Here is a 13,620-nt window from a genome sequence, read left to right on the forward strand (position 1 = left end):
TTACCACCTATCTGCGGTAAGCCAGGAATGGATACAGGCAAAAAGCTGCTCCAGCTTCACTGGCTTGCTAATATAATCGGAAGCGCCGGCGTCGATACATTTGTCCCTGTCGTCTTTCATCGCCTTTGCCGTTAACGCAATGATGGGCAGCAGCTCGAAACCCGGCATTTGGCGCAGCGTCCGCATCGTTTCATAGCCGTCCATCTCTGGCAGCATAATGTCCATCAGGATCAAATCCACATCCGGATGATCCTTCAGTACTTTCAAGCATGAAAGTCCGTTTTCAGCAAAAAGCACGGTTGCTTTTTTGCTTTCAAGGGCAATCGTCATGGCGTAAATATTGCGCATATCATCATCAACGATCAATATTTTTTTGCCTTCCCATATCGCCCCGTCCAGCTCATCCTGGCTTTCGCTCACTTGCAGCCCGTTTGTAAAATGGCGGTCCGCTGCAGCGGCGGCCGACTCCAGCTCTACAAGGGACTGAGCTTCCTCTTCTTCCTCCGGCTGCTCGCATAGAAGGACAAGCGAGAACATGCTGCCTTTGCCGGTGTCGCTGTTTACCACGATATGCCCGTTTAATAATTCGGCTATATTCGAGCTGATGGATAAGCCCAGCCCGGTACCGCCATATTTGCGGTTGGTTGTGCCGTCCGCCTGCTGGAACGCTTGGAAAATAAGGCTTTGCTTGTCCCGCGGAATGCCGATGCCGGTATCGCTAATGGAAAAGGCAATGCCGGAGCCGCTTGCAAGCAGCTTGTTGTGCGCAGGCAGCAACGCTTGATTCGCGTGGTGAATGTGCAGCTTCACTTCCCCGCTTTCCGTAAATTTAAAGGCATTGGAAAGCAGATTTTTTATAATTTGCAGCAGCCGCTGCTCATCGGTCACGATCGTTTCCGGCAGCCCGGCGTCAAGCTTAACCGTAAACGTTAGTCCCTTTTGGCGGGCAACCGGGGCAAATTGCTGTTCAGCCGTTTCCAACACGGCCATCAAACTGACAGGACCTTTCACAAGCTCGATTTTGCCGGACTCCACCTTGGACAAGTCCAGAATGTCGTTAATCAGCTGAAGCAGATCATGCCCGGATTGGTGGATCGTCTGCGCGTATTTGATTTGATTTTCCTGCAAATTACCGTCCTTGTTATCCGCCAAAATATTGGACAGGATGAGCAGGCTGTTCAGCGGCGTCCGGAGCTCATGGGACATGTTCGCCAAAAACTCGGATTTATATTGCGAACTGAGCGCCAGCTGCTTCGCTTTTTCTTCCAGCTCATTTTTGGTAATTTCCAATTCTTTTGTTTTTTGCTCGGAGTTTTTGTATTGCTCCTCCAGTTTTTCATTGATGCCGCGCAGCTCTTCGGATTGCGTTTGCAGCTCTTCGGTCAGCACCTGCGACTCCACCAGCAGCTGCTCAACCTGCATCCGTCCCGAGATGCTGCTGATGACACTGCCAAGATGCGCGCATAAGTGCTGCAGGAGCGTTTGCTGAATCGGCTTGAACTTGCTGAACGAAGCCAGCTCAATAACGGCTACGACCTGGCCTTCGAACTGCACAGGCATTATCATCAGGCTTGCAGGAGCAGCTTTGCCGAGTCCCGACGAGATTTGAATATAGTTATCCGGCAAGTGTTCCATCACAATGGTCCGGCTTTCCAGCGCGGCTTGCCCGATCAGCCCTTCCCCGCTTCTAAAAGACTCTATTCCGACCTCATGCTGCTGATAAGCATAGGAAGCAAGCTTGTTCAGCTGCGGATGGCGGCCGCTTTTTTGCTGGATATAAAAAACGCCGTAACTTGCTTCAACTAACGGAGTAACGGTCGTAATAAACAGCTGGGCCAACCCTTCCAGATTTTGTATGCCTTGAAGTTTCGTAGCCATTACGGCTACATTCGTTTCCATCCAGCGCTGCTCTTGTTCCAGGTTGGAATAATGTTTCAGCATCTTGGCCATTTCATTAAACGACCGGGCAATGTCGCCGATTTCATCCTGCGTCCGCACATCAATATGGGGCAGCTCGGAAGCGGACATGGAATCATGCGTCACTCCGGTAATTACACTCGTAATTTTGAACAGGTTTCTCGTAATCCGTTGCGACAAAACAAGTCCGATCAGCAGCGTTAATAAAAAGGTTACAACCGTTAATATGGCCGTTGTCCGGTTTACGAAGTTAACCATTGCAGTGTTAGCCTGCTTGCCTTTATCCAATAATTGCTGCTGATAACCCGCAATCGACTGGGACAAAGCCCCAAGCTCCTGGCCAATAGGAAGCACTTCGTCCTTGAAATAAGCTAAAGCGGCATCCTGATCCTGGTTCTGCTGCAGGTTATCAAGCATATGTTCATAGCTTCGCATAAACGCCTGATTCGTTTCGTACAGCTTTTGGGAAGATTCTTTAGTTTCCGGCTGGGTCATCAAAGCCCCCGCTTGTCCGGTCAGCAAATTCAGCTGTTCGTTGGCGGTTTGCAGCTCCGTCAAATAACTGGAATCTCTCGTAAGCAGATATCCTTTCAAGCTGCTTGTCTGCTGCACAGACAAGTACTCCACGTCTTTGGCCATGCTTAACACCGTGACCCGCCGGTCTATCAAGTCGTTATACGACTTATTCACCCTGTCATTGTAAACATAGGCTGTAATATTAACTGCAGTCACCAAAAACGCAACAGATAAAAAACAGAGAAGCAGCTTGCTTCGAATGGTAAATCTCATGGAAATCCTCCAGTTATCCGGCCTGTCGCCTTCATTGAATAAATAGCCTTATCTCCTTGTATCTTACATTCCTACTAATCAGATGCCTATAGTGCAAAACAATTATTATGAGGTTAATTTGCCATTGTCACAAAATAGACACATTTAAGCAAGCAGTTTCGACATACAACCAAAACACGCTTACTCTATACTTAGCTGTGTTATCCGATGTTATATAAATTCACATAACCATAAAAGAAGAAATAAATATCGATGGAGGGATTTCCCAATGGCCATATTGATGGCGAAGGATAACATGAATCAGCCGTTTGCAAGTTATGAGCTGCTTCCTTATTACGATGAAATGTTTGAAGGACGGGGTAAAGCGAGGACCCATTATAGCGCGGTGCTGCACCGGATTTCGAGAATGGGCATGGATGAGCTGAAACAAAAGGATGCCGTCATGCAAGCCGAAATGGTATCCCAGGGCATTACGTTTACGGTTTACAGCAGCGAGCCGGACAAATCCGACCAGGAGAGAACAATACCTTTCGACCTGCTCCCCCGCCTGATTACAGCAGAAGAATGGCAGCAGCTGGAGAAAGGGCTGCAGCAGCGGACCCGGGCATTAAACCGTTTTATTAGCGATATTTATCATGAGCAGCATATTTTGAACGATGGACTTATTCCGCGGGATTTGGTATTGAATAACCCTTATTATGTACCGGCTATGGCCGGACTTGATGTGCCAAACGATGTGTATATCCCGCTGTCGGGCATTGATCTGGTACGCGGCGACAACGGTCAGTTCTATGTGCTGGAAGATAACTTAAGGACGCCTTCGGGATTGTCCTATATATACAAAAACCGGGAAATGATGAGGAACCTGTTTCCGGAATTGTACTTTGACTACCGTGTCCGCGATATCGATCCCGGTATGAATGCGTTATTAAGCTGCCTGCGGAGCATGGCGCCGTCTTCCAAAGCCGATCCCTGCGTAGTGCTGCTGACGCCGGGCAGCTATAATTCCGCTTATTACGACCATTCCTTCCTGGCGCAAGAAATGGGTATCCAGCTTGTGGAGCCGCACGATTTAACCGTTATTAACCGGACTGTTTATGTGAAAACAAGGAACAGCCTTCGCCAGGTAGACGTCATTTACCGGCGTATTGATGACGAGTTTTTGGACCCGCTCGCCTTCCGTAAAGATTCTTTGCTTGGTGTCCCCGGCCTCATGGATGCCTATATCGCCGGGAATGTTGCGCTTGCGAACGCGCCGGGAACCGGCGTAGCCGATGATAAAGCGGTATACGCCTACGTTCCGGATATGATCCGCTACTATTTGAATGAAGAACCGATCATTAACAATGTTCCCACTTATATATTGTCCAGACCGCATGAGCTGGAATTTGTATTGTCACGCCTGCCCGAGATGGTCGTAAAAGAAAGATGCCTCTCCGGCGGCTACGGCATGCTGATCGGCCCTACTTCAACGGATGAAGAAATAAAAAAATTTCGCGAAAAAATAATACTTCATCCCGAGCGGTACATAGCGCAGCCGACTGTCAAATTGTCTTGCAGCCCGTCGCTGGCCCATGACCGGATCGCGCCGCGGCATATCGACTTGCGCGCATTCGTGTTTACGGGTGACAACACTTCCTATGCCGTTCCCGGCGGGTTGACCCGTGTAGCGCTGCAGCAAGGCTCTCTTGTTGTAAACTCATCGCAAGGCGGCGGCACGAAGGATACATGGGTTCTGACTTCGTCTGCCGCCAGCCGACTTGAACTGAATTCGAGGTGATCCAACCATGACCCGTTATGCCGAACAATTGTATTGGATTGGACGATATTTGGAACGTGCCGATCATTATGTCAGAATGATTAATGTGTATTATCATAGGCGCGATGACAGGGCTACCCATCACGAATGGCTGCGGCTCGCCGCTGCTGCCGGCGATTTAACCGGCCTGCAAAATGCGCATCCCCACCCCAATGAGCTGAATACGCTCAGCTACTTCACTTTTGAGCCTTCGAATCCGAACAGCATCTTGTCCAGTGTGCAGAAGGCGAGAAACAATACGCGCGTAATGCGGCAAATGCTGCCCGGTGAGCTGTGGGAACTGATCAACTCCCTGTATATCTGGCTTAAAGAGCAGGATGTCTATCAAGTGCAGGCTTATCCTCCCTATAAGTTTTATAAACGGATTGGGGAATGGCTGTCGTTATTCAACGGAGCTGCTGATTCATCCATGAGCCGGGGAAGGAACTGGAATTTCATTCAGGCCGGCAAATATTTGGAACGGATGCGCAATACGATTCATGTCCTGTATGACAGCTGCAGCCATGTGCTGGCGGATGAAAGCTGCAGCAGCGATTATGAATACAGCCAGTGTGTGTCGCTTCTGAAAGCATGCGGCGGTTATGAAGCGTTCCGCAAACTGTATGCCAATCACGTCAACCTGGCGGAGACAGCGGATTTTTTACTGCAGAACGCTTATTTCCCGCGGTCGGTCCGGTTTGCCGTTCACGCTTTAAAAACATGCTGCGAATCCGACTTGCTGATCCATGGCCAGATTGAGCAGTTATCCGATCAAATCAATCATCTGCTTGTTCATATTCGAATCGACGGCATCAGCCGCGATGCAAATGACGGCAATGCCATCCTGGACCACCTTCTTCAAATGACGGAGTCGTGCGACCAGCTTGGGCAGCTCATTTCGGATACGTGCATGGATGAGGAAAACCCGATACGGATCGCTAGCTTCGTTCAATAAGCACGCCAAAAAAGCCAAGGATGAGATATCCTTGGCTTTCGCTTATCCGTTTGCTTACACAATCAGACTGCTGATTGAGAAGCTCATGCCGACATAGACAATAAACAACAGCATGCCGACTGCTGTGTTGCCTTGCTGCAAATGCTCGGACAACTTCAATCCCGGCGTTACCCAGTCAAACACACAGTATACCGCCAACAGGCACACATAGCCGATTGCAAACCATAACATCATATGCCAAATGGATGTATTCGTATAAGCAGCTACGCCCAATATAATGGCTGTCCCCAAAAACTGCCCGCCCATCGCCAGTCCTGCTGCAATATTGCCGCGCTTCAGCTCCTTCAAATCGCTGTACGGCGTCATCCAGCTGAACAACACCATGCCCAGCAGCTGAAGAATGACGATCACGGCAACGCCTACAATTAAATCAAGCAAATCTACCCAACTCAAGAAGCCCACCCCCGGAACTTGGCATACGTCAAATCATAATCGGAAAAATCATGTACCTCTTCGACAATAATATTCGCTTTATCCGCTGTCTTCAGCTTGGCGTAACGGTCTGCATCAATCGGCTGTTTCACCCGGTTGCCGGAAGGCAATTCCAGAACAGCGAATTGCCTGAATTCGCCGTTATATTCCGTTTGGTATACACCAATCAGCTTCGTTTCCGTCGTAATGCGGACCTTCAGCTTCTCCAAATCCTGCTCGGCGGCCTCTTTAGTCGGAAACGATTTGATGGTGCGCCATGCGCTTAACGTTACATCATTGCGCCCGTCGCTGCCGGTCATCATATCCGCGCTCATGTACTGAAGCGTATACAGCTTGTCGCCGGTGGCGTAATTATTATCATTCGGAAGCATTTCATTATCCGGCAATACTGTCATATCGCTGCCGATCAGATCGCTAACCTCGCCTTCCACGATCCGGTAATCCCAAGGCACGGTGCTTGGGTCCGTTTCATCCGCTTGTACGGTTGCAGTATCCTGAGGGATCGCCGACGTTTCGGTTGACCATGAAATCGCGGAATCGCTGCTGTACCGGTCATTCGAACAGGAGTTAAAGGCAAAAGCGATAAACACAACTAGCAAAATGCCCCCGACCAGCATGGATGCCGGACGATTGTTCCGGTCTCCGCCGCCGCGGTTATATCCGTTACCATACTGCATCATTTCACCCCTATCGCTACAAAATGGCTCGTATTGCCCGTAATAAGCCCGCCGGCGCGGCCAAGCAGGCCGCACGGCTCGCCGTTAATGACAAACACGCCCGTGAGCAGCCGGAATTGGCCGGCCGCCAAATCTATCTTTGCAAGCTCGGCCCGCTTCTGGTACACGCGCGGAAAAAACACGCTTGTATCAAAGCCGTCCGTGTCTTGGATCTCCAGCTCGCCCGACGCATTATAAATCGACACAGATCCGCCTTCGCGCCCAAACATGGACTTGCTGACATAACTTCCGTCAAATACCGCCTTATTGTAAGTAGGCAGCATATAACGGCCGATGACAGCCCGCTCTTCTTCGCTGAACAGCATTCCCAGCTCATAAAGGCCCCAAATCAATGCCTGCAGCCCTTTGGATTGGAGCAATATAGCATGGATGCCGTTAAACAATACGAGCTGCTCCGTTTCCAGGGCATAAGCGAGAGCGTCGCCGCCGTCATCAATCGCCATCCATTCTTTCGGATACAGCGCAAACATGCGCCGGATCGGCTCGCCGCTGCCGTCTTTAAGCACGCCTTCGTCCACCCACAAGTCCAGGCAGTCCACGAAATTTACGGGCAAGCCGCTATGTTTCGCCATCATTTCGATCGTGCCCGAATCCTCCAGATGCTCGCCGTAGGCAACGCAAGCGGCTGTATCCGGCTGCTCGGCAGTCCAAGCCGCTGCCAGCAGCTCCGGCATGCGGTCGTTAGGTGAAGCCAAACCGCGCTGCCCGCACACCCACGGCGTTGCAACGGACGCTTCGACATAACCGGTAGGCGTATCCGCATTAAGCTCCAGCAGCTTAATAGCGCCGTCATCGCTAATGGCAAAATCAAACCGGGCATAGCGGCTGATCAAGCCGGGGCCGTTCATCTCCAGCCGGTCGAGCGCTTCCCACAGCAGCTCCGGAATACCCAGCATCGCATACAGCTCCTTGCGCTTGTGGGCATAACGGGCGGCGCGGTCGAAGATGCGCCATAACGCCGCCGACGCCTGCACCAGCTCTTCATACACATCCCGCCGCATGGCGACGGCCTGATCCAGCCAATACGCTTCCTCCTCCAAATCCGCCCAGGTGAATCCCATGTCCCGCAGCGCGCGCGTCTTCTCCGTCCGGTCGGGCCCCGGCACGCCAACCGCCTCAAATACTTTGACCGGACTCATCCGCCAAAACCGCCCGAGTGGCTGATGGAGCTATGCCCGCTTGACGAGGAGGAGCCGGACGAAGACAATCCGCTCGATTTGCCGCCGATACCGCCAGGCGAAGAAGAAACCGATCTGCGCGTAATGGAACCGGTCGTATTGGATGTTTTGGGACGTACAGTTGAACCGGCCACCGGTTTATTTTGAAAAGTGCCCGAATCGTATACGGACGGTTTGTATACTTTGCCGGTTCTTGCGTCATAAGTTGTTTGCGTATTGTGCCAGGTGGTAGAAGAATACGCCGTTCCGCGGTTAAAGATTAAATGATACAGCAGCAGATCATCCCAGCCAAACGAGGAGTGCATCACAGCTCCGCCGCCGCCGGACGGGCCGCCTCCTCCTCCAGTGGTTGCGGATGAACCCCCTCCCCCGCTCTGCTCTTCGTTATCGTCATCCGTACCATCGTCCAATAACGGCAAATTCCAGTCCAAATTAGCGTCATAATACGATTTCACCGCATCCGTCGACCATTCTACAAGCCGGGGTCCGTTGTCTGCTGCAGCTTCCGGCGACGCAGCCCCTGCTTCGGCATACACTTTGCCGGATGGTATAACGCCCGCGACAGCATGAGCGATAAGCGCTATGCCCAAGGAAGTCGACAATACTTTTAAAGGCAGCCCTTCCGCATTAAAAAAACGCGCGGGAAACTGTTTGCCAGGCTTTTCGGCCATCGGTTTATTCTCTCCTTCCATTGCTAGCGCGGCTGAACCTTAACCGCCAGCAGCTCCATCGTACCGGAATCTATATTAAGCCTTCCTTCAATCGTCTCATACTCCACGCCTCCAACCATCAGGTAATTGACATGATGCAAGGCGCCAATCATGGCGTCGGTCCACTCGCGGTCGTCAATTTGCCGCAGCTCGCCGCTTGGCAGTTTTTCCATTACAAGCACTCTCATTAACGTTCCACTCCCGTTTCGATTCTGTTGCCGGCAACATACATACGGATGCTGCGCCAACTTGGTTTCATTTTACAATTAAACAGGATTTCGGAAATCGTGACAACCCTTTTGAATGGATTTCCTTTTTTATGAAAATGCTATATAGCTGATGGAAAAACATACATCTTAGGAGGAACAAGCAACATGAACAAACGAGCTTTATTGGCCTGCTTCAGCGCAGTGGCGTTATCGGCGGGCAGCCTGTTTGCCCAATCCGTAACGGCTGATTCAAAAGAAACGGCGGGAACCGCCTCTGTCAGCATTATTAATGCACAAGGCGAAAAAATCGGCACGGCCGGCCTGAAGCAGGAAAAAGACGGTGTGCATATTCATCTGACAGCGGAGAAGCTGCCTCCCGGCACACACGGGTTTCATTTTCATATGACAGGCAAATGCGATCCGCCAAAATTCGAATCGGCGGGCAGCCATTTCAACCCGTTCAACAAGGAGCATGGCTTTCATAATCCAAAAGGATTCCATGCCGGCGATTTGCCCAACATCGAGGTTGGCGCAGACGGCAAAATCAACGTGGACATCAAAACCGAACAGGTGACGTTGGACAAAAACAAGCCGAACTCGCTTCTGAAAGAAGGCGGAACGGCCATCGTCATCCATGAGAAAGCGGACGATTATGTCACCGATCCTTCCGGCAACTCCGGCGACCGCATCGCCTGCGGCGTAATCCGCTAGCCTGCACGACCTGCAGCCCGATCCGGGCTGCTTTTCTTATGCCTGCTATCTTCTCTTCCGTTTCTTTCATTAGCCGTCCTGCAAAAAAATAAAATGGCTTTCCCGCTGCAGGCTACTTTCCACAACCGGCTTATATTCGGTAAAATAAGGTACAGTTGTACAAAAAGCCTTTATACTTCCAATTGACGATAGAAAGGAACTTCCGAAAATGATCATTCAACCGAAAACACGCGGTTTTATTTGCACAACCGCCCATCCGGAAGGCTGTGCCGCTCAGGTTCAGCGCCAAGTGGAATATGTACAAGCCCAGCCCAAAATCAGCGGGCCGCGCAACGTGCTTGTGGTCGGCGCTTCGACCGGCTACGGACTTGCTTCCCGTATCGTATCCGCCTTTGGCGCCGGCGCCAACACGGTTGGCGTATTTTTTGACAAGCCGGCGGAAGGCTCCCGTACCGCATCTGCAGGCTGGTACAACTCGGCGGCATTCGAAGCGGAGGCAGCAAAAGCCGGCTCCAAATCGTACAGCATCGTTGGCGACGCATTCTCCGATGACATCAAAGCCAAAACGATTGATCTGATCCGCACCGAGCTTGGCTCCATCGACCTGCTTGTGTACAGCGTAGCTTCGCCGCGCCGCACCCATCCGAAGACCGGCGAAACATTCAGCTCGGTTATTAAGCCGATCGGCGAAACGTATACGAACAAAACGGTCAATTTCCATACCGGCGAAGTGACAGAAGCTTCTATCGAACCGGCTTCTGAAGATGAAATTCGCCAAACCGTAGCCGTTATGGGCGGCGAGGACTGGCAAATGTGGATAGACGCCTTGCAGGAAGCAGGCGTTCTGGCCGATGGAGCCACTACGGTGGCGTATTCCTATATCGGGCCGGAAATTACACATGCCGTCTACTGGGATGGAACGATTGGCAAAGCCAAAAACGATCTGGAAGAAACGGCTAAACGGCTGAACGAACAGCTGGCCTCCAAAGGCGGACGGGCGTTTATTTCCGTCAATAAGGCGCTTGTGACCCAGTCCAGCGCAGCGATTCCCGTTGTTCCGCTGTACATTTCCGTGTTGTACAAGGTGATGAAAGAGCACGGGCTTCATGAAGGCTGCATCGAGCAAATGTACCGCCTGTTCTCGCAGCGACTGTATACCGGAGAAGCTGCGCCGCTTGACGATCAAGGCCGCATCCGCATCGACGATCTGGAGATGCGTCCGGAAATTCAGCAAGAAGTAACCCGGATATGGGAAAACCTCAGCACGGACAATATTAACGAGCTGTCCGACCTGGCTTCGTACCGGGAGGAATTTTTCCAGCTGTTTGGTTTTGAAACAGCAGGCATTGATTACGATGCCGACACCGATCCGGCCGTTGATATTCCAAACCTCCGGTAACGATCCGGCATAACTTGCACAGCAGAAGCCCCGCCATCTGTCTGAATACAGATGGCGGGGCTTCTTGAATGAGGACGCTTATTTTGTTCTGGCCAGCTCGATGATCATTACGACAAGTACGAGTACCTGAATGAGCAGTTCTGCGCTCATAGCGGCTCCCTCCATGACTGCGTAATGCTCCTTCGAACGGTTTCCCCTGTCCCGATGATGCCCTTTACGTCTCCCGTGCTATGTGTATGCGCGATTCCGCGCCTTTATGACTATGGAATAAACTGCTGCACAATGCGGACGATTTTACCGCCTTTTACCGTAAGATGGTACGGAAAATCTTTGATCGACAATTCATCATCCGACTGCAGCAGCTGAACGAATTTGTCCAGCGTAATCGATTCGTTCCATTCGGTATCCGACGCGTTCGGGTCGCCGGTCCGGTCATAGATTTGCATGACGACTTCCGCCTTTGGAGATATCGGCAGCCGGCTGATCGTCGGATCATCATTTACGATATAATAGCCGTCCGGAGGACCATCCTCACCGGAGCCGCCTTCACGCTCTTGAAAAATCTTTTTCGCCTGATCGCCTTCGTACCAATCAATAGCATCAATAGACAACACATAATTTCCGGCAGTACCGCTGATCCCTTCGATATATCCCGTTTCCGTATCCGCCGTTTTTGGCACCGGCGTATAATCCTTGCCTCCCGCAAGCGCGAAAGTTACGGTCGTCAGAAAAGCTATTGCAACAGCCGCACCTGCAATATATTTTTTCATCGCGCCATCGCTCCTTCATTTCGTGGAGTATTCTATTTGCCTGTTATTAGCATATAACGAGCGGACAGGGGAGAAAGTTACAAAACAGCAACAGGAATGTAAATGATTTTTGTTGGTCGGCTATGGGGATGATGAGCTTGCTCCAGCTTCAAACCGGCGGCTGCCAGCGGTATAGTATAATTGGAAATTGGGCTGCACAGGCTTGCTAGAGGTTGCTGCAATTTAATTAAACGCCGTTTATACTAAATTTAGTAGTTATTTTGAGGTTCACTTTCAAAATAAAATTTCTAAAGAAAACCTTTTGCGAAATGGAGTGACGTTGAACAAATGAAACGGAACCTTTTAGGCCGCTCGGAGCTTATGGCGGGCGAAATCGGGCTTGGCTGCATGTCGCTGGGCACGAATAAGCCTGCCGCCATCAAAGTTGTGCATGAGGCGCTGGACAAAGGCATTAATTTTTTGGATACGGCGGATTTGTATGATGACGGTTTGAATGAAGAAATAGTAGGCGAAGCGATCCGGGACGGAGGCAGGACGTAATTGTCGCCACCAAGGCCGGCAACCGGCGTATTCCGGGCCAGGAAGGCTGGGTATGGGACGCGTCCAAGGCTTATATTAAAGAAGCTGTCAAAGGCAGCCTGAAGCGGCTGCAGACCGATTATATCGACTTGTACCAGCTGCACGGCGGCACATTGGACGATCCGATCGACGAGACGATTGAAGCGTTTGAAGAGCTGAAGCAGGAAGGCGTTATCCGGTATTACGGCATCTCCTCCATCCGGCCGAATGTGATTCGGGAATATGCGAGCCGCTCCAGCATCGTAAGCGTTATGAGCCAATACAGCATCCTTGACAGGCGTCCGGAAGAAACCGTACTGCCGCTGCTGGCGCAGGAAGGCATCAGCCTGATCGCACGCGGACCTGTTGCCAGAGGCATCCTGTCGGATGGCGGCAAAGCCAAAATAGCAGGCGGCTACTTAGGCACGCCGCAGGACAAGCTGGAAGCCATCTATGAAGGCTTGGACGCTCTGAAGGGGAGCCGCAGCCTGGCGCAGCTTGCGATCCGTTACGCGCTTGCTGACACCGCCGTAGCCGTGACGATTCCCGGCGCCAGCTCGCTTGAGCAGCTGCGCCATAACATTGGCGCTGCAGAGCTGCCTCCGCTGCGCGCAGACGAGCTTGCCGCAATCCGCGAGCTGAGCGCCGCGGGCGTGTATGAGCAGCACCGCTGAAGTAAGGCTGCGGCAACGGGCTTCGAATTTGTCTTCGCCCTCTATAATCACTGACCGTATCTGTCAGTTCTAGCGGGATATCCTTTAATCAGGAGGCGAATTACTTGAATAAGAAAGCTAGTGAACTTCCGATTATATTGTTCGTCGACCAACAGTCTCTAGACAATTGGCTTGAACACAATTATGATACTTCAGCGGGAATCCGGCTGCAGATCGCGAAAAAAAATTCCGGCGTAGCTTCTGTTTCCTATGACGAAGCGCTCGAAAGCGCATTATGTTACGGATGGGTGGATAGCCAAAAAGAATCGTTCGATGACAAAACTTGGCTTCAACGATTTACTCCGCGCGGGGCTAAGAGCATTTGGTCGAAAGTGAATAAAGAAAAAGCGGAGCTTCTAATCTCCAATGGAAGGATGAGGCCCTCCGGCATAAAAGCAATTGAAGCTGCAAAACAGAACGGACAATGGGATAAAGCTTATGAATCGCAAAGCATTGCTTCTCTGCCAGAGGACTTCGCCTACGAATTGGAACGAAATGTAAAGGCGAAGGCATTTTATGATACGTTGGATAAACAAAATAAATATTCCATTTTATTTAGAATCCATAATGCAAAAAAGCAAGAAACGAGAGCTAAGCGGATCGAGCAGTATATCACCATGCTTGAAAAAGGCGAAAAAATTTATCCCTAATTGTTCCGCTCTGAGCTGTCGTCTCCGTTAGCGC

12 protein-coding genes and 1 pseudogene are annotated in these 13,620 nt (G+C 51.1%); 6 read left to right on the forward strand and 7 right to left on the reverse strand.

The annotated features are described in order from the left end of the window. Positions 1–2,706, reverse strand: a complete 2,706-nt coding sequence (locus ET464_RS08635) for a response regulator (RefSeq protein WP_129440081.1) — start codon at positions 2,704–2,706, stop codon at positions 1–3. Positions 2,707–2,974: 268 nt separating this feature from the next. On the opposite strand from ET464_RS08635, the gene ET464_RS08640 reads away from it, so the two are divergent. After that, a complete protein-coding gene (locus tag ET464_RS08640; RefSeq protein WP_244226721.1) occupies positions 2,975–4,486 on the forward strand; it encodes a circularly permuted type 2 ATP-grasp protein in 1,512 nt (503 codons plus the stop codon). Positions 4,487–4,493: 7 nt separating this feature from the next. Further along, on the forward strand, positions 4,494–5,459 hold the full coding sequence (locus tag ET464_RS08645; protein WP_129440083.1) for an alpha-E domain-containing protein: 966 nt from the start codon (positions 4,494–4,496) through the stop codon (positions 5,457–5,459). Between the two features lie 54 nt (positions 5,460–5,513). On the opposite strand, the gene ET464_RS08650 is transcribed toward ET464_RS08645, so the two are convergent. The 5 genes from ET464_RS08650 to ET464_RS08670 all read right to left on the reverse strand — a co-directional run bounded on the left by ET464_RS08650 (position 5,514) and on the right by ET464_RS08670 (position 8,764). Beyond that, complete coding sequence (locus tag ET464_RS08650; protein ID WP_244226757.1) at positions 5,514–5,843, reverse strand: DUF350 domain-containing protein; 330 nt, start codon at positions 5,841–5,843, stop codon at positions 5,514–5,516. A 65-nt stretch (positions 5,844–5,908) separates the two neighbouring features. Then, entirely contained in the window at positions 5,909–6,631 is a 723-nt protein-coding gene (locus tag ET464_RS08655) for a hypothetical protein (RefSeq protein ID WP_129440087.1), read from the reverse strand. Continuing rightward, on the reverse strand, positions 6,628–7,827 hold the full coding sequence (locus ET464_RS08660) for a glutathionylspermidine synthase family protein (RefSeq protein WP_129440089.1): 1,200 nt from the start codon (positions 7,825–7,827) through the stop codon (positions 6,628–6,630). Before ET464_RS08660 ends, ET464_RS08655 begins: the two co-directional genes overlap by 4 nt. After that, a complete protein-coding gene (locus ET464_RS08665; protein WP_129440091.1) occupies positions 7,824–8,537 on the reverse strand; it encodes a hypothetical protein in 714 nt (237 codons plus the stop codon). The genes ET464_RS08660 and ET464_RS08665 overlap by 4 nt, the downstream gene beginning before the upstream one ends. Positions 8,538–8,560: 23 nt before the next feature. After that, positions 8,561–8,764 carry a hypothetical protein gene (locus ET464_RS08670; protein ID WP_129440093.1) on the reverse strand — a complete coding sequence of 68 codons (204 nt, stop codon included), beginning with the start codon at positions 8,762–8,764 and terminating at the stop codon, positions 8,561–8,563. 186 nt (positions 8,765–8,950) lie between these two features. On the opposite strand from ET464_RS08670, the gene ET464_RS08675 reads away from it, so the two are divergent. Continuing rightward, entirely contained in the window at positions 8,951–9,496 is a 546-nt protein-coding gene (locus ET464_RS08675; RefSeq protein WP_129440095.1) for a superoxide dismutase family protein, read from the forward strand. Positions 9,497–9,704: 208 nt separating this feature from the next. Continuing rightward, a complete protein-coding gene (gene fabV, locus ET464_RS08680; protein ID WP_129440097.1) occupies positions 9,705–10,895 on the forward strand; it encodes an enoyl-ACP reductase FabV in 1,191 nt (396 codons plus the stop codon). A gap of 260 nt (positions 10,896–11,155) precedes the next feature. Here fabV and ET464_RS08685 read toward each other — a convergent pair whose 3' ends face one another. Then, the gene (locus ET464_RS08685) at positions 11,156–11,665 is read right to left on the reverse strand and encodes a hypothetical protein (protein WP_129440099.1); all 510 of its coding nucleotides are present in this window, start codon (positions 11,663–11,665) and stop codon (positions 11,156–11,158) included. 327 nt (positions 11,666–11,992) lie between these two features. On the opposite strand from ET464_RS08685, the pseudogene ET464_RS08690 reads away from it, so the two are divergent. Both ET464_RS08690 and ET464_RS08695 read left to right on the forward strand, forming a co-directional pair. Next, a pseudogene (locus ET464_RS08690) lies at positions 11,993–12,897 on the forward strand (aldo/keto reductase). Positions 12,898–13,001: 104 nt separating this feature from the next. Continuing rightward, a complete protein-coding gene (locus ET464_RS08695; protein ID WP_129440101.1) occupies positions 13,002–13,586 on the forward strand; it encodes a YdeI/OmpD-associated family protein in 585 nt (194 codons plus the stop codon). Positions 13,587–13,620: the final 34 nt, after the last annotated feature.

Origin of the sequence: Paenibacillus protaetiae (assembly GCF_004135365.1) — a bacterium.
In the GTDB taxonomy this organism is placed as follows: domain Bacteria; phylum Bacillota; class Bacilli; order Paenibacillales; family Paenibacillaceae; genus Paenibacillus_AP; species Paenibacillus_AP protaetiae.